Source organism: Sphaerisporangium krabiense (assembly GCF_014200435.1).
Classification (GTDB): domain Bacteria; phylum Actinomycetota; class Actinomycetes; order Streptosporangiales; family Streptosporangiaceae; genus Sphaerisporangium; species Sphaerisporangium krabiense.
Window position 1 is genome coordinate 1506214 of sequence record NZ_JACHBR010000002.1, and the last position, 16220, is coordinate 1522433.

The window sequence follows — 16220 nt, forward strand, 5'->3', positions numbered from 1 at the left end:
TTTTCCAAACTTATCGTTCATGACTACTGGGGGGTCCGCGTCCATGACCGCTCTGGCCAGGCTCAGCCTCGCCAATCGCAGTCTCGTGATCTTGATGGCGCTGGTGATCAGCGGGTTCGGCCTGTTCGCCATCCCGTCGCTGAAGCAGCAACTGCTGCCCTCGCTCTCGTTCCCGGGGGCGTTCGTCGTGGCACCGTACGCGGGGGCGTCGCCCGACATCGTCGAAGAGCAGGTCACCAAGCCCATCGAGACGAGCTTCCAGGGCATCGCCGGGGTCACGGAGGTCTCCTCGACCTCGCGGGAGGGCCTGGCGCAGATCCAGGTCTCCTTCGAGTACGGCACCGACGTCGAGGACGCGGTGAGCAAGCTGCAGCAGGCGGTCGCCCGCCTCGGCGCGCGGCTGCCCGACGGCGTGGACCCCACGGTGGTCGCGGGTAACACCGACGACATCCCGGTGATGGTCATGGCCGTCGGGGGCGGCGGCGACCAGCGTGACCTGCTCGGCCGGCTGAAGCGCGTGGCGGTCCCCGAGCTGCAGGGCGTGGCCGGCGTGCGCGAGGCGTCGGTGACCGGGGCCCGCGAGCAGACGGTGGTCATCACGCCGGACGCGAAGAAGATGGCCAAGAAGGGCGTGTCGCCCGCGGCGATCCCCGAGCTGCTGCGCGCCAACGGCACGCCGATCCCGGCGGGCACCCTGGTGGAGGACGGCAAGTCGCTGACCGTGCAGGTCGGACGGCGTGTCGCCACGGTCGACGACCTGCGCGACCTGTACCTGACGCCGCAGGCGCCGGCCGCGCAGGCGGGCGCCCAGGGCCAGCAGGGCCGGCAGGCCCAGGCTCAGCAGGGTCAGGCGCAGGGGCGTCCCGGACAGGGGGCCGCCGCCGGCAGGGCGGGGACGGTTCCGGCCGCGCGGCCCGCGGCGCCCAAGCCGGTGCGGCTGGGCGACGTGGCCACGATCGAGGAGCGTCCCGCCGACGCCACGACGGTCACCCGGACGAACGGGCAGCCGAGCCTCGGCGTGGCGATCACCATGGCGCCGGACGGCAACGCGGTCCGCGTCTCGCACGACGTGCGCGACAAGCTGCCCGGCCTGGCCCGCTCGCTGGGCGGCGACACGAAGATCACGGTGGTGTTCGACCAGGCGCCCTACGTGGAGCGGTCGATCGAGGACCTGACGACCGAGGGCCTGCTCGGCCTGGCGTTCGCGGTGCTGGTCATCCTGGTGTTCCTGCTGTCGGTGCGCTCGACGCTCGTGACCGCGGTGTCGATCCCGCTGTCGGTGGTGATCGCGCTGCTCGCCCTGTGGGCCGGCGACTACTCGCTGAACCTGCTGACGCTGGGCGCGCTGACGATCGCGATCGGCCGCGTGGTGGACGACTCGATCGTGGTGCTGGAGAACATCAAGCGCCACCTCGGGTACGGCGAGGACAAGCGCACCGCGGTGCTGAGCGGCGTGCGCGAGGTCAGCGGCGCGGTGACGGCCTCCACGCTCACCACCGTGGCGGTGTTCCTGCCGATCGCGTTCGTGGGCGGCCTGGTCGGCGAGCTGTTCGCGCCGTTCGCGATCACGGTGACGGTGGCGCTGCTGGCGTCCCTGCTGGTGTCGCTGACGGTGATCCCGGTGCTGGCGTACTGGTTCCTCAAGGCGCCGAAGCTGTCGCCCGAGCAGGCGCGGGAGTTCCGCGAGCGCGCCGAGGCCAAGGAACTGCGCAGCCCGCTGCAGCGGATGTACCTGCCGGTGCTGAGGTTCGCGGCGCGGCGGCGGCTGGTCACGCTGCTGATCGGCTTCCTGGTGTTCGCGGGCACGCTGGCGCTGGTCCCGGGGCTGAAGACCAACTTCATCGACTCCTCGGGCCAGGACACGATCTCGCTGACGCAGAAGATGCCGGCGGGCACGGACCTGGCGACCACCGACGCGGCGGCCAAGAAGGTCGAGGAGGTCCTCGCCACCGAGCGCGGCGTCGCCTCCTACCAGGTCAACGTCGGCTCCGGCGGCTCGTTCGGCGGCGGGGTCGGCGGGTCGGCCGACCGGGCGTCGTACTCGGTCACCGTGGACGAGGGCGTGGACACCCCCGGGCTGGAGACGCGGCTGCGCGACCGGCTCGCCACGCTCGGCGGCGTGGGCGAGGTCACGGTCGGCGGCCAGGGCGGCGGGGGCTTCTCCTCCGACCGGGCCGAGGTCGTCCTGCAGGGCCCGGACCTGGACGCGCTGACGAAGGGCGCCGACGCGGTGACGGCGGCCATGAAGGGCATCGCGGGCCTGCGCGACGTGTCCTCCAACCTGGAGGCCAGCATCCCGCGCATCGAGGTGCGCGTCGACAGGGAGAAGGCGGCGGCCAAGGGCCTGACCGAGACCGGGATCGGCCAGATGGTGGCGCAGACGTTCCGCGGAGCGCCGATCGGCGAGGTCACCGTGGACGGCCGGGCCGGCGACGTCATCCTGCGCTCCGCCGACGACGCCCCCGCGGACATCGACGCGGTGCGCGACCTGGAACTGCCCACCGCGGCGGGCCCGGTGAAGCTGTCCGGCGTGGCCGACGTGGAGCGGGTCGCGGGTCCGACGCAGATCACCCGCAAGGACGGCGACCGCACCGCCTCGGTGTCGGCGGCGGCCGAGGCCAGCGACCTCGGCAGCGTCACCGCCAAGCTCACCGAGAAGATGAAGACGGTGTCGCTGCCCGCAGGGGTGAGCTACAGCATCGGCGGCGTGAGCGCCGACCAGCAGGAGGCGTTCGGCCAGCTCGGCCTGGCCATGCTGGCCGCGATCGCCATCGTCTTCATGATCATGGTGGCGACGTTCCGCAGCTTCGTGCAGCCGCTGATCCTGCTGGTGTCCATCCCGTTCGCCGCGACGGGCGCGATCGGCCTGCTGCGGCTGACCGGCACCCCGCTCGGCGTCCCGGCGCTGATCGGCATGCTCATGCTGATCGGCATCGTGGTCACCAACGCGATCGTGCTGATCGACCTGATCAACCAGTACCGCGAGCAGGGACTCGGCGTGACCGAGGCCGTGGTGGAGGGCGGCAGGCGCCGCCTGCGCCCGATCCTGATGACCGCGGTCGCCACGATCTGCGCCCTCACCCCGATGGCGATCGGCCTGACCGGCTCGGGCGGCTTCATCTCCCAGCCCCTGGCGGTCGTGGTCATCGGCGGCCTGGTGTCCTCGACGCTGCTGACCCTGATCCTGGTCCCGGCGCTGTACACCATGGTCGAGCGCACCAAGGAGCGCTTCCGCCGTCGTCGCGGCGGCGGCGCCCCGGCCGCGCGGACCCCGGTGCCCGACCCCGAGCCGCTGCCCACGCGCTGATCCAACGGCCCGCGCGGCGGCCCGCCTCCCCTTCGCGGGGGGCGCGGCCGCCGTGGCGGGCCGTGCGCGGGTGGAGGAGGCGGTGCTCCTAGACTGGGGCAACGTGACCGACAAGCCGCGCATCCCCAACGTCCTGGCCGCCCGATACGCCTCGCCCGAGCTGGCGCGGGTGTGGTCTCCCGAGAACAAGGTGGTGGCCGAGCGGCGGCTGTGGCTGGCCGTGCTGCGGGCGCAGGCCGACCTCGGCGTGCCGGTGCCGCCGGGGGTGGTGGACGACTACGAGGCCGTGGCCGGCAAGGTGGACCTGGCCTCGATCGCCGCGCGCGAGCGGGTCACGCGGCACGACGTCAAGGCCCGCATCGAGGAGTTCAACGACCTGGCGGGGCACGAGCACGTCCACAAGGGCATGACCTCCCGCGACCTGACCGAGAACGTCGAGCAGATGCAGGTCCGCGACAGCCTCGTGCTCGTGCGCGACCGGTGCGTGGCCCTGCTGGCCGCCCTGGCGGACCTGGCCGCCCGGCACGCCGGCGTGGTCATGGCGGGGCGTTCGCACAACGTCGCGGCGCAGGCCACCACGCTCGGCAAGCGGTTCGCCACGGCGGCCGACGAGCTGCTGGTGGCGTTCGCGCGGCTGGAGGAGCTGATCGCCCGCTACCCGCTGCGCGGGATCAAGGGCCCGGTCGGCACCGCGCAGGACATGCTGGACCTGCTCGGCGGGGACGCGGCCAAGCTCGCGGAGCTGGAGGACCGCGTGGCGGGCCACCTGGGCTTCACGTCCGGGCTGACCAGCGTCGGGCAGGTCTACCCCCGGTCGCTGGACTACGAGGCGCTGACCACGCTGGTGCAGCTGGCGGCGGCGCCCTCCAGCCTGGCCAAGACGATCCGCCTGATGGCCGGGCACGAACTGGTCACCGAGGGCTTCCAGCCGGGCCAGGTCGGCTCCAGTGCGATGCCGCACAAGATGAACACCCGCTCCTGCGAGCGCGTCAACGGCCTGGCCGTCGTGCTGCGCGGGTACGCCTCGATGGCCGGTGAGCTGGCCGGGGACCAGTGGAACGAGGGGGACGTGTCCTGCTCGGTGGTGCGCAGGGTGGCGCTGCCCGACGCGTTCTTCGCCTTCGACGGGCTGGCCGAGACGATGCTGACGGTGCTGGCCGAGTTCGGGGCGTTCCCGGCGGTGATCGCGGCCGAGCTGGACCGCTACCTGCCGTTCCTGTCGACCACCAAGATGCTGATGGCCGCCGTGCGGGCGGGCGTCGGCCGCGAGACGGCCCACGAGCTGATCAAGGAGCACGCCGTGGCGGCGGCGCTGGCCATGCGCGAGACCGGCGCGCCCAACACGCTGCTGGAGCGTCTCGACGCCGACCCGCGCTTCCCCCTGGACCTTCCCGCGCTGCGGGCGGCGCTGGCCGACCCGGTCACCTTCACCGGCGCGGCCGCGGCGCAGGTCGCCGAGGTGGTGTCCCGGGTGGAGGCCGTCGTGGCCCGCCACCCCGAGGCCGCCGGCTACCGGCCCGGCGCCATCCTGTGACCGCCGGCCTTCCCGAACCCGCCATCCCAGGTCGATTACCGGCCGTTCCCCGGCCCGGGGCGGACGATCCCCGGGCCGCGCCGTTGCTGGTGCTGTGGGACATCGACCACACGTTGATCGATTCCAGTGCCGTGTCCCAGCGGGTGTACGCGACCGCGTTCCGGCGGGCGACCGGGCTGCCGATGCGCCTGCCCTGGCGCTTCGACGGCCGCACCGAGCGTGCCGCCGTCACCGACGCGCTGCGCGAGCACGGCCTGGATCCGCACGACGGCCTGTTCGGCGCCTTCGCCGAAGCCCTCGCGGCCGAGATGGGCGCCCGCCTCGGGGCCATGGCCGCCGAGGGACGGGTGCTGCCCGGCGCGGTCGCCGCGCTGACCGCCCTGGGCGCCGTCCCGGGCGTCCACCAGTCCGTCCTCACCGGCAACCTCTCCGCGATCGCGGAGCTGAAGCTGCGGGCGTTCGGCCTGACCGGGTACCTCGACCTGCGGCTCGGCGCGTACGGGGAGGACGCCTACGAGCGCACGGACCTGCCCGTCCACGCCTTCGGCAGGGCCGAGCGGCACCTCGGGCGGCTGTACGGGGACGCCGTCATCATCGGCGACACCCCGCGCGACGTGGCCGCCGCCCGGGGCGCGGGGGCCGGGGCCGTCGCCGTCGCGACCGGCTCCCACGGGGTCGAGGACCTCCGGGCGGCCGGCGCGGACGTCGTGCTCACCGACCTGTCCGACACCGCGGCCGTCCTGCGGGCGGTGACCGGCGTCAGGCCGTGACGGCCGGGGGACGGTGGCCGCCGGAGCGGCGTTCGCGTTCGACGGCCTCGCGCAGGGCGGGCGCGACCTCCGCGCCCCACACCTGGATCGCCTCGGGTTCGTCGCTCATCAGGATGAACGCGCTCACCCCGTGGTCGAGCGCGAGCGGCAGCAACTGGTCGGCCCACTGCCGCGGCGGGCCCTGCAGGAACCCCTCGTCGCCGGTCGTGAACCGGCCGCCGACGTTGAGCAGGCGGCGGATCTCGCCGGGGGCGCGCCCGGCCTCGGCCGCCGCCTCGTCGATGATCCGGTTGCCCCGCTCCAGGGCCCCCTCCTCCAGGTACGGCAGGCTGGGCAGCCATCCGTCGGCCTTCGCGCCGATGAGGCGCAGCATGCGCGGCTTCAGCGCGCCGAGCCAGATCGCGATGTCGTGGGCGGGCTCCGGGCCGCGTTTGGCGCCCTTGACCTGGTAGTGCGCGCCGTCGACGCGCACGCCGCCGCGCTCGGAGGGGTCCCAGACCGCCCGGATGACGTCGATGGCCTCGCTCAGCGCCTCCACCGCCTCCCCGGGGGCGCGGTGCGGCCCGCCCATCGCGGCGACCGCGTCCTGGAAGCCCCCGGCGCCGAGGCCCAGCTCGAACCGGCCGCCGGACAGCAGGTCCAGGCTCGCCGCGGCCCGGGCGAGGACGGCCGGAGGCCGCAGCGGCAGGTTGAGGACGTTGCCCGCCAGCCGCACCCGCTCGGTCCGCGCGGCGACCCAGGTGAGCAGCGTCCAGGTGTCCAGGAACGCGGGCAGGTAGGGGTGGTCCTGGAAGGTGACCAGGTCCAGGCCCGCCTGTTCGCTGAGCCGGGCCAGCGTCACGACCTCGTGCGGCCGCTGGTTCTGTGGGGTGAGGAAGGCGCCGAACATCAGCGCGTGTCCGTAGTCGGCCATCGCCCGCTCCTACTTCGAATCCAGAAGTGACAACGCTCTTCGGAGCACGGTGACCATGCCGCCGTATCGCCTGTTCCCCGGGCCGTTCCCCGGGCGGGCGCGGCGTCACCGCGCGGGGTCCTCCGGCTCCAGATGCTCCCGCGCCCACCGCGAGATCTGCTCCAGCGCGGGCATCAGCGCCCGGCCGGCGTCGGTGAGGGCGTAGGAGACGGAGACGGGCGGCCCCTCGCCGACGGTGCGCGCGACCAGCCCCGCGCGGGTCAGCTCGGCGAGGCGGTCGGTGAGCACCGAGTCGGAGATGCCGCCGACCGCGCGCGACAGCTCCCGGAACCCCGTCGGCCCGCCGCCGAGCACGCCGAGCAGCACGGCGTTCCAGCGCTTGCCCAGAAACCCGAACGCGCGCGACAGCGCCGCGTCCCCGCGCAGGCAGGCGTCGGACGCGACCGGCACGGCGCCCGCCCGCGGCGCCTTGGTCGTCCTGGCCACGTCTTCACGCTAGCACCGCCGATGCGCCTTCGAGATTCGAAGCACCTCTGCCGGTCGGAGGCCGGCGAGCCTGGCGCCGCGGTCGGGGGACGGGGGGCGGTTCGGAGGGGGGGCCGGAAAACCAGGTGAAGCTCGGCGATCCGCGATGCACAGTAATCAAGTGATGTCCGATTTCGTGCCTGGATTCGTGCCCGGCCTGGAGCTGTCGCGGGCGTACTACACGGAGGTGGTCAAGCCCATCCTCGGTGAGACGCCCCACGGCGCCGCGCTCATCGGCCCCGGCTCGGAGGTCCTGTCCTTCGACACCGAGCGTTCCACCGACCACGACTGGGGGCCACGTGTGCTGGTGTTCGTGGCGCCCGACCTGGCCGAGGAGATCGCCGCGCGCCTGCCCGGGGCGCTGCCCGAGCGGTTCCGCGGATATCCCACGGCGTTCGGGTCGGACCGCAATCCGGTACGGCACGGCGTCCTCGTCACCGGGTTCGGCGCGTGGGCGCGCTCCCGGCTCGGGTTCGACCCGCGCGGCGAGATCGCCACCGCCGACTGGCTGGGCGCGTCGTGGCAGCGCCTGGCCGAGATGACCAGCGGCGAGGTCTACCACGACGGGCTCGGCGAACTCGGCCGTGCCCGCGAGAACCTGCGCTGGTACCCGCCGCAGGTGTGGCGGTACGTGCTCGCCTGCCAGTGGCGGCGCATCGCCCAGATCGAGAGCTTCCCAGGCCGCTGCGGCGAGGTGGGCGACGACCTCGGATCGCTGCTGGTCACCGGCCGTCTCGTCGAGGAACTCATGCGGCTGAGCCTGCTGATGCGGCGCCGCTACCCGCCCTACGCCAAGTGGCTCGGCAGCGCCTTCGCCCGCCTGCCCGGCTCGGCCGAACTGGGGGAGGCCTTCGCCGCCGCGCTGTCGGCGCGCGGCTGGCGCGACCGCGAGGAGCACCTGTGCCGGGCCTACGAACGGGTGGCCGCCCTGCATAACCGCCTCGCCCTCACCTCGCCGCTGGACCCGTCCGTCCGCCCGTACTTCGACCGGCCCTTCCGTGTCATCGGCGCGGCCCGCTTCGCCGAGGCGCTGCTGGACGCCGCCGGCCCGGAGGTCGGCGCGCTGCCCCCGCTCGGCGCGGTCGACCAGTTCTGCGACAGCACCGACGTCCTCGCCGACGCCACCCGCTCCCTGACCCTCAGCCGGGCCGTCCACATCGCCGCGTGACCGCGCCCCCGGCCGCGCCACCCGGCCGTCCCGCCGCCCCTTCACCGTGCCGCGCACCGCACCTGGCCGGGGACCCGGCTGGACTCTGCCACGAGGGGAGACTCCATGCTGGGGGCATGGACGACGAGGACGGCGCCGCCCTGATGCCGATCGGCCGGTTCGCCCGGCTGTGCAGGCTCAGCGTCAAGCAACTGCGCCACTACGACGACCTCGGGCTGCTGGAGCCGGCGCACGTGGACCCGTTCACCGGGTACCGGTACTACCGCGCCGGCCAGGCCCGCGACGCGATGTCCATCGGGCTGCTGCGCTCGCTGGACGTGCCGCTGGCGGCGATCGGCGACCTGCTCGCCGGCGCCTCGCCCGCCGACGCCCTGGGCCGGGTGCGCGACGCCATGGAGGCCGAGCTGGACAGGCGGCGCAGGGCGCTGGCCACGCTGGAGCACGTGCTGGCCGGAGGGCTGCCCGCCGTCCCGGTGCGCGTCGTCCACGAGCCCGCCCGCCGCGTGCTGGTCACCGGCGACCTCGCCGACGGGCCCGGCGACATCGGCCGGGTCACCTCGCTGTGCGTGGCCCGGCTGCCGCCCGAGCTGCGCGCCTCGATGATCGGGCTGTTCCCGATCGACCTCGGCGACCGCGTCCCGGTCACCGTGGCGGCGGTCGCCGGGCCCGGCGAGGAACGGCCGGGGCTGACCGCGCGCGTGCTGCCGGGCGGGCCGTTCGCGCGCGCCGTGCACACCGGGCCCTACGACCAGACCCCCCTGACCGCGCACGGGCTGCTGGCCTGGTGCGCCGAGCGCGGTCACCACCCGCGGGGCCCGCTGCGCGAGGTCTACGTCTCCGACCCCGCGGTCACCCCGCCCGACGAGCTGATCACCTATCTGATGGTCCCCCTGGAGGAATCATGACCAACCCATCTGCTCTGGCTGATCGGTCCGGTTGGTACACCGCCGCCGACGTCCCCGAGCGCGCCTTCCACGGCACCGTGCGGGGCCTCGGCGTCAGCGGCCAGGGCGAGCCCGGCGGCGCCCGGTACGCCGAGCGCGTCCAGGCGCTGTACGCGGTCGCCGGAACCCTGGCCGGCATGGCGGGCGGCTTCCCGCTTCCGCCGCTGGAGGGCCGCTGGTGGGTGCAGGACACCAGGCCGCCGCTGACGGTGCCGCGCGAGGAGTGGTACTGGCACCTGTTCCTCAAGCTGCCCGCCGAGGTGGACGACGCGCTCGCCGACCGGGCGCGCGAGGCGGAGCGCGGCGCGGCGATGGGCGTGGAACATGTCCAGGTGGTGTCCTTCACCGAGGGAGACTGCGTGCAGATGACCCACCACGGTCCGTACGCGGACGAAGCTCGCTCGCTCGCGCTGATGGAGTCCTTCATGGCCGAGCACGCCCTCGTCCCCTTCGGGCTGCACCACGAGATCTACATCTCCGACGTCCGCGAGACCGACCCCGCGGCGATGCACACGATCCTGCGCCAGCCGGTCCGCCCGGCGTCGTGAGCCGGCTCCGGGGACCGGGGGTGACCCCCGGGTCTCTCACACTTTGACGATCATCTTTCCCGTGTTGCCGCCGCCGAGCATGCTCAGGAAGGCGTCGACCATGTTGGGCAGGCCCTCGACGATGGTCTCGGGCGCGAGGACCCGCCCGGCCTGCAGGTAGGGGACGAGGAAACCCTCCAGCTCCGTCTGCAGGTACTTGTAGTCGCGGACGAGGAAGCCCTCCAGCCGGATCTGCTTCTCCACGATGTCGAACAGGTTGCGGGGGGCGGCCGGCGGCATCACGGAGTTGTACTGTCCCACCGCGCCGCACCAGGCGATCCGCCCGCGGGGGCGCAGGGCGCCGATGGCGGCCTCCAGGTGGCCGCCGCCCACGTTGTCCAGGTAGACGTCGATCCCGTCGGGGGCCTCGGCCGCCAGCCGTCCGGGCAGGTCGCCGGCCGTGTAGTCGATCGCCGCGTCGAAGCCCAGCTCGGAGGTGAGGTACTCGGCCTTGGCGGCCGACCCGGTGCTCCCGATGACCCGCTTGGCGCCGAGCAGCCGGGCGATCTGCCCGGCCGCGCTGCCCACCCCGCCGCCCGCCGCGGAGACGAACACCGTCTCGCCCGTGCGCAGCTGGGCGACGCGCGTGAGCCCCACGTAGGCCGACAACCCCGTGCCGCCCAGCACGCTCAGATAGGTGGTGAGCGACAGGCCCGGCACCACGGGCAGGACCCGGACCTCCTGGTGCGTGACCAGCGCGTGGCTTCGCCATCCGTGCCGGTGCAAGACCAGGTCTCCGACCGAGAGCAGCAGGTCACGCGAGTGGACGACCTGGCCGATGGAACGGCCCTCCAGGGGAACGCCCAGCTCGTCGACGTCCATCCTCTCCCGCATGTACGGGTCCACCGAGAGGTAGAGGTTCTCCACCAGGGCCTGACCCGGGCCGGGCGCCGGGGTGGGGACGTCGAGGTAGGCGAACTGCTCGGCGACCGGCCACCCCTGGGGCCTGGCCACCTGATGCACGATGACAGCCATGGTGGCCGAGTCAAGTCCGCCCCCGGCCGCGCCGGTAGTGATTTAGCATATGGCTTAATGATCACCTACCGGCTGTCCGTGGACGATCTCGCACAGGTACGGTTCGCCCGCTCCCCGCTGCTGGAGACCGTCACCAGCCTGTGGGCGCTGCGCCGGCCGGAGCGGTACGCCGTGCACCTGCCCTGGATCCGGCGGGCGCGCTCGGCGCTCGCCGGCGCGGCGGCGGCCGACGTCGCGGTGCTCGACAGCCTGCTCGACCCCGAACGCGGCTGGCTGCCCGACTTCCTCACCCCGCGGCCGGACGCGCCGCGGCCCGGCCTCGCCGGCGAACTCGACCGCCTGCGCCGAACCCCGCCGGACCGCGCCGTGCGGGACTTCCGCGCGGTCTACCGCTCCCACCCCCTGCCGGCCACCACGGACCCGGTCGTCATCGCCGGGGTCCTGGAGCGGTACTGGGACCTGGCCGTCGCGCCGCACTGGCGGCGCATGCGGGCCGTGCTGGAGGCCGACATGCTGTACCGGGCGCAGCGCATCGCCCAGGACGGCGCCGCCGCGGTGCTGCTCGACCTCGACCACCGCGTCACCTTCGCCGACGGCGAGCTGCACCTGTACGCCGGCCACGCGCTGCGCTACGACGTGGCCGTCGCGGGCCGCGGCCTGTGGCTGGTGCCCGCGCTGTTCGCGCCGCAGACCATCGCCCCCGTCGGCCCCGACGAGCCGCCCACCGTCGTCTACCGGTGCAGAGGCATCGGCACGTTGTGGGAGCCGTCCCTGGCACGCCCGCCGAAGGCCCTCGCCGAACTGATCGGCGCCACCCGCGCGGCCCTGCTGGCGACGCTGGACGACCCGATGTCCACCTCGGAGCTGGCCCGCCGCCACGGCGTCACCCCCAGCGCCGTCTCCCAGCACCTCGCCGTGCTCTGCAGGAACGGCCTGCTGTCCCGCTCCCGGGTCGGCCAGGTCGTCCTCTACTCCCGGACGGCCCTCGCCGACCGGCTCATGGCCCGGTGACCGCCGATGTCCGGCCCCGCCGCGCGCCGCGTCCAGGCGGGACCGGGGTCAGGGCAGGGTCAGGACGCGGGGGCCGTCGTCGGTGATCGCCACGGTGTGCTCCACGTGCGCGGCGCGGCTGCCGTCCACGGTGAGCAACGCCCAGCCGTCGGGGGCGGTCAGGTAGCTGTCCCGGCCGCCGGCCGTGAACATCGGCTCGATGGCCAGCGCCATGCCGTGCCGCAGCGGCATCCCGCGGCCGGGCCTGCTCCGGTTCGGCACGTGCGGGTCCTCGTGCATGCGCCGCCCGATGCCGTGCCCGCCGAAGTCGGCCAGGATGCCGTAGCCGTGCTCCTCGGCGATCGCCCCCACGGCGTGGCCGATGTCGCCGAGCCGCCCGCCCGGGGTCGCCGCGGCGATGCCCGCCCGCAGCGCGCGCTCGGCGGCGTCGATCAGCTCGGCGTCGCCGGGCCGGGCGGGGCCGACGGTGAAGCTGATCGCCGCGTCGCCGGTCCAGCCGTCCAGCCGGGCCCCGCAGTCGACGCTCACCAGGTCGCCGGTCCGCAGCCGGTAGCCGTCCGGGATGCCGTGGACGACCACGTCGTTGACCGAGGTGCAGATCACGGCGGGGAACGGCGTGGGCGCGAACGACGGCCGGTAGTTCAGGAACGGCGCGCTCGCCCCGGCCTCGTGGATCACCGTGCGGGCGACCTCGTCCAGCTCGGTGAGCCGCACTCCGGCGACGGCGCGCTCGCGTACGGCGGCCAGCGCGCGGCCCACGACCCGGCCCGCCTCGCGCATCGCCTCCAGCTCGGCATCGGTCTTGATCTCCACCATGCGGCAGCCCGCCCTCCAATTAAAATACCGGTATTATCATCACGGTACTATAGACGGCATGGTGCGCATCCCGCTGACCGGACCCGAACGCGAGCGCGGCGAACGGCTCGGCTCCCTGCTACGTCAGGCACGTGGCGACCGCAGCATGGCCGAGGTGGCGACGGCCGCCGGCATCTCCGCCGAGACCCTGCGCAAGATCGAGACCGGCCGCATCCCCACGCCGGCCTTCTTCACCGTCTCGGCCCTCGCCGAGGCGCTCGGCATCTCCCTGGACACGCTGGCCGCCGTCTGCGCCGACCACTCCGCCCGCCACCGCCGCCTGGCCGGCTGACCTGCGGAGTCGTCGGACGCCCGCGCTCCCGCGCGCGGCGGGGTAGCGTCATGGTCGGGTTCTCGCGGCGGCGCCGTCCCGCGGCGTGGCCGTGTCATGGACGAAGCCGGAGGTGATCACGGTGCGTCAGGTCCACTGACAGCCCCATCCCGGGGCGTCACGGAGCCGAAAGGTGCCCGTATGAGCAAGACCGACAAGACCCGGCCGTGGTGGGTCCAGATGGCCGACGCGCCCATGCTGACGTGCCTGCCCGTTCACGACCACCGGCTCGGAGCGTGCACGCTCCCCGACGAGATCACCGCCGGCTGCGCCCCTCCCTTCCCGGTGGAGGGCTGCCACTGGAGGGTCCCCGTCTCTCTCTGGTTCGGCCACCGCACCCGGGCCGCACGCCGGGAGGGCTACCACATCCGGCGCGAAGACACCCGCCGCGGCCGTCATCAGGTACGCCGCGAGCTGCGCGCCTACCGTCCCGGCCCGGGAGGGGACGCGGCCCCGGACGAGATCGGGCACTGATCCGCCACCGGCGGATACGCCTGTGGCTCAGGGATCCGCCTCCAGGATGAGCAGCCCCGGCCGGGAGCCTTCGGTCAGTCGCCGGCGGCGGGGCGGCGGAGGAGGGGATGGGTGCGCATCGCGACCTCCAGCTCGCCGGGGAGCTCGTCGCGGTAGCGGCCCAGGGTGGCCAGGTCGCGATGGCCGAGGACGCGGCGCACCGCGTCCATGTCGACCGCGTCGGCCAGCAGGTGGGTCGCCGTGGTGTGCCGCAGGCCGTGCGGGGTCACCGAGCGCTGCTGGGCGGGCGGCACCCGCCGCTGGACGCGGTCGATCACCGCCTGGACGTCGCCGCGCGCCAGCCGCCTGCCCCGCCACGACAGCAGCAGGGCCTTCTCGGACGTGGCGGGCCGCCCGCAGGACAGGTAGACCTCCAGCGCCTCGGCGACGTCGGCGGGCAGCGGCACGTCGCGCGTGCGCCCGCCCTTGCCGAAGATGCGCCAGTAGCGGACCCCGTCGTTGGTGTAGAAGTCCTCGACGTTGGCGCGGACGAGCTCCGACACCCGCGGGCCGAGCGTGGACAGCAGCAGCACGATCACCGCGTCGCGCGCCTCCATGCGCTGGTCGCGCCGCCCGCCCTCCGGCTCGGCGGACGTCAGCGACCGCGCCGCGCCCACCAGCCCCTGCGCCTGCTCGCGGGTGAGCGCCCGGCGTTCTGCGCGCAGCCCGCCACGCTCCTTGGCCGTCACCGTCACGGCCGTCATCGGGTTGACCTGCACCCACCCGGTCAGCGTCGCGTGCTTGAAGAACGCCGACACCGAGCGCCGGAACCGTGACTGGGACGAGGCGCTCTGCGAGGCGGGGCCGCCCGGAGCGGAACGCCGCCCGTCCGGCTTGCGGGCGAAGGCCAGCAGCACCGCGTCGACGTCCTCACCGGTCAGATCGTCGAGCACCTGGCCGGGCCCGGCCAGGGCCGAGAACGTGCCCACGTCGCGCGCGTACACCTCGGCCGTCGCGGGCGACAGGGCGCCGGTGACGGTCTTGGCGAGGATCAACTCGATATAACGGTCGGCGGACTCTTCGACGGTGATTCGCTTCAGCTGGGCGGGCCGCATCTAACAGCTCAGTCCTTTCCGATCCATTCGATCCGTCCGGTCCTTCCTATCCCGCGATCACGCCGACCGTACCGGCCCGCACCGACAATTCCGCGCTCCCGTCTCCGCGCGGCCGGGAAATGACGCCCGCGCCCGCGTCGCCCCGGCTCCACCGGGCCCGGAGGGGCTGCGGAGCGTGCCCGCGAAAGGGCGGAAAGTCGTCGATGATTCCCAGGTGATATGAACCGGAGGGATTTTTCGATTCGGCGATCGGGCGTCGGCTAACGTGCCGACGGCCGGGACCCGACACGTGGGGGAGTAGGTCGGATGAAACGATTTCTGTCCGTTGCCGGGATGTCCGCCCTAGTCATGGCCCTGGTGTCCGGATCGCCGGTCGCGCTCCCGGCCGCGGACGAGGTCGAGTTCCCGCACGTCCCTTTGGGCGTCAAGTCCATCGCCGGGGGAGTCGTCGTGAAGGACGGCGTGGCGGTCGAAGGGGCGGACGTGCTCGTGCTCTCCATGCCCGCCGACCTGGAGTCGGTGCCGATCGGCGGCCTGGTGTACCCGCGGACGGTGGGCGCGGCGAGCACCGACGCGCTCGGCCGCTTCACGGTCAACGTCGACCCCGCCGCGATCCCGCCCGGTCACGCCGACGAGGACGGGGCCGTGCGGATCGAACTGGTGATCGCCGACGACGAGCACGAGGTCCGCTGGAACGACACCGCCGTGCCCGCCCGTCACCCCGTGCGGGTGGGCGGCGCGCCGCGGTGCGGGGGCGAGGGGAGGACGGCCTGCCGGCTCGGAGAGCCGGCCCATTTGATCCCGGTCGGCGTGGGCGGCACGGATCGGCTCAAGGTCGTGGTCGAGGTCCCGCCGGGCGCCTACGTCACCCCGCTGTGGTCCTCGGCCCACTATCGATCGCTGGGCGGCTCACTGCCGCTCCAGGTGGTCGCCGATCTCGGTGCCATGCCGAGCGTGCGGGACGTGAACGACGCTCTGTCCGGTGAGTGGCCCGGTACCCTCGACGGCGAGTTCCCGGGCTCCGCCGACCCGGGGTCCTCCCGCGACCCGGTTCCCCTCGTGGCCGTGACGGCCCCGCCCCTGCTGGACGTCGTCACGGTGTCCGCCGCCCCGGTGCCCGCGATGCCGCGCGATCCCACCTTCGCCGAGATCGCGGCGCGGCTTCGGTCGGGCAGGATCACCGCGGCCCAGATGGTGGCGGGGACGCTGGGCGCCACCGGCGGGTGAGCGCGCGCCCGGAAAACCCGGTGACAGCGAGCGCGCCGGGCCGGGATCATGGCGCTGCGCGGGCCGGGGGCGGCCCGCCGTATCCGCTGGAGGATCCTCATGGCCACCTACACGACCGTTCCGGAACTGCTGCCGCCGCCGGGATACGCGCACGCCGCCGTGGTGGAGGCGGGGGAGCGGCTGGCGTTCATGGCCGGGGCCGTCCCACTGGACGCCGAGGGCGGGCTCGTCGGGGAGGGCGACCCGGCCGCGCAGGCCCGGCAGGTGCTCGCCAACCTGGAGACCGCCCTGCTCGCCGTCGGCAGCGGCCTGCGGCACGTCGTCGCCAGCACGGTGTACGTCGCCACCACCCGGCAGGAGGACCTGTCCGCCGTGTGGGAGGTCGTCCGCGCGTCGGAGCTGTCGGCGGGCCCGCACACCTCCACGCTGCTCGGCGTGTCCCTGCTCGGCTACCCCGGTCAGATCGTCGAGGTCACCGCCACCGCCGTCGTCCCGTGAGCCGCGT

At 74.0% G+C, this 16220-nt stretch carries 16 protein-coding genes; 11 read left to right on the plus strand and 5 right to left on the minus strand.

Annotated elements, in window-relative coordinates; all coding sequences use genetic code 11:
* The first annotated feature begins 19 nt into the window (after positions 1 to 19).
* From BJ981_RS34600 to BJ981_RS34610, 3 genes are all read left to right on the plus strand, one after another.
* The gene (locus BJ981_RS34600; protein ID WP_239139101.1) at positions 20 to 3307 is read left to right on the plus strand and encodes an efflux RND transporter permease subunit; all 3288 of its coding nucleotides are present in this window, start codon (positions 20 to 22) and stop codon (positions 3305 to 3307) included.
* Positions 3308 to 3410: 103 nt separating this feature from the next.
* Positions 3411 to 4841 carry an adenylosuccinate lyase gene (gene purB, locus BJ981_RS34605; RefSeq protein ID WP_184617779.1) on the plus strand — a complete coding sequence of 477 codons (1431 nt, stop codon included), beginning with the start codon at positions 3411 to 3413 and terminating at the stop codon, positions 4839 to 4841.
* On the plus strand, positions 4838 to 5611 hold the full coding sequence (locus BJ981_RS34610) for an HAD family hydrolase (RefSeq protein ID WP_204070131.1): 774 nt from the start codon (positions 4838 to 4840) through the stop codon (positions 5609 to 5611). The genes purB and BJ981_RS34610 overlap by 4 nt, the downstream gene beginning before the upstream one ends.
* Here BJ981_RS34610 and BJ981_RS34615 read toward each other — a convergent pair.
* Together BJ981_RS34615 and BJ981_RS34620 are read right to left on the minus strand one after the other, a co-directional pair.
* On the minus strand, positions 5601 to 6524 hold the full coding sequence (locus tag BJ981_RS34615; protein ID WP_184617546.1) for an LLM class flavin-dependent oxidoreductase: 924 nt from the start codon (positions 6522 to 6524) through the stop codon (positions 5601 to 5603). The two genes, BJ981_RS34610 and BJ981_RS34615, sit on opposite strands and share 11 nt — an antisense overlap.
* Positions 6525 to 6629: 105 nt before the next feature.
* Positions 6630 to 7010, minus strand: coding sequence for a winged helix-turn-helix transcriptional regulator (locus BJ981_RS34620; protein WP_204070130.1), 381 nt, complete (start codon positions 7008 to 7010; stop codon positions 6630 to 6632).
* A gap of 163 nt (positions 7011 to 7173) precedes the next feature.
* Between BJ981_RS34620 and BJ981_RS34625 the strand changes: the two genes are divergently transcribed.
* The 3 genes from BJ981_RS34625 to BJ981_RS34635 all read left to right on the plus strand — a co-directional run bounded on the left by BJ981_RS34625 (position 7174) and on the right by BJ981_RS34635 (position 9709).
* Positions 7174 to 8217: a DUF4037 domain-containing protein gene (locus tag BJ981_RS34625; protein ID WP_184617547.1), complete on the plus strand. Its 1044-nt coding sequence runs from the start codon at positions 7174 to 7176 to the stop codon at positions 8215 to 8217.
* A 116-nt stretch (positions 8218 to 8333) separates the two neighbouring features.
* Positions 8334 to 9122 carry a MerR family transcriptional regulator gene (locus BJ981_RS34630; protein ID WP_184617548.1) on the plus strand — a complete coding sequence of 263 codons (789 nt, stop codon included), beginning with the start codon at positions 8334 to 8336 and terminating at the stop codon, positions 9120 to 9122.
* Positions 9119 to 9709, plus strand: a complete 591-nt coding sequence (locus tag BJ981_RS34635; protein ID WP_184617549.1) for a GyrI-like domain-containing protein — start codon at positions 9119 to 9121, stop codon at positions 9707 to 9709. Before BJ981_RS34630 ends, BJ981_RS34635 begins: the two co-directional genes overlap by 4 nt.
* A 36-nt stretch (positions 9710 to 9745) precedes the next feature.
* On the opposite strand, the gene BJ981_RS34640 is transcribed toward BJ981_RS34635, so the two are convergent.
* A complete protein-coding gene (locus BJ981_RS34640) occupies positions 9746 to 10723 on the minus strand; it encodes an NADP-dependent oxidoreductase (protein ID WP_184617550.1) in 978 nt (325 codons plus the stop codon).
* 57 nt (positions 10724 to 10780) lie between these two features.
* Here BJ981_RS34640 and BJ981_RS34645 point away from each other — a divergent pair, with 57 nt between their 5' ends.
* Positions 10781 to 11734 (plus strand): ArsR/SmtB family transcription factor, encoded by a 954-nt coding sequence (locus BJ981_RS34645; protein ID WP_184617551.1) that lies wholly within the window; start codon positions 10781 to 10783, stop codon positions 11732 to 11734.
* A 48-nt stretch (positions 11735 to 11782) separates the two neighbouring features.
* On the opposite strand, the gene map is transcribed toward BJ981_RS34645, so the two are convergent.
* A complete protein-coding gene (gene map, locus BJ981_RS34650) occupies positions 11783 to 12550 on the minus strand; it encodes a type I methionyl aminopeptidase (protein ID WP_184617552.1) in 768 nt (255 codons plus the stop codon).
* Between the two features lie 58 nt (positions 12551 to 12608).
* Here map and BJ981_RS34655 point away from each other — a divergent pair, with 58 nt between their 5' ends.
* Both BJ981_RS34655 and BJ981_RS34660 read left to right on the plus strand, forming a co-directional pair.
* On the plus strand, positions 12609 to 12881 hold the full coding sequence (locus BJ981_RS34655) for a helix-turn-helix domain-containing protein (protein ID WP_184617553.1): 273 nt from the start codon (positions 12609 to 12611) through the stop codon (positions 12879 to 12881).
* Positions 12882 to 13061: 180 nt separating this feature from the next.
* A complete protein-coding gene (locus BJ981_RS34660; protein WP_184617554.1) occupies positions 13062 to 13394 on the plus strand; it encodes a hypothetical protein in 333 nt (110 codons plus the stop codon).
* A gap of 74 nt (positions 13395 to 13468) precedes the next feature.
* Here the strand turns inward: BJ981_RS34660 and BJ981_RS34665 are convergent, their stop codons facing one another.
* Positions 13469 to 14488 carry a tyrosine-type recombinase/integrase gene (locus BJ981_RS34665; protein ID WP_184617555.1) on the minus strand — a complete coding sequence of 340 codons (1020 nt, stop codon included), beginning with the start codon at positions 14486 to 14488 and terminating at the stop codon, positions 13469 to 13471.
* Positions 14489 to 14821: 333 nt separating this feature from the next.
* Between BJ981_RS34665 and BJ981_RS34670 the strand changes: the two genes are divergently transcribed.
* Together BJ981_RS34670 and BJ981_RS34675 are read left to right on the plus strand one after the other, a co-directional pair.
* The gene (locus BJ981_RS34670) at positions 14822 to 15715 is read left to right on the plus strand and encodes a hypothetical protein (protein ID WP_184617556.1); all 894 of its coding nucleotides are present in this window, start codon (positions 14822 to 14824) and stop codon (positions 15713 to 15715) included.
* Between the two features lie 99 nt (positions 15716 to 15814).
* Positions 15815 to 16213 (plus strand): RidA family protein, encoded by a 399-nt coding sequence (locus tag BJ981_RS34675; protein WP_184617557.1) that lies wholly within the window; start codon positions 15815 to 15817, stop codon positions 16211 to 16213.
* The last annotated feature ends 7 nt before the right edge of the window (positions 16214 to 16220 follow it).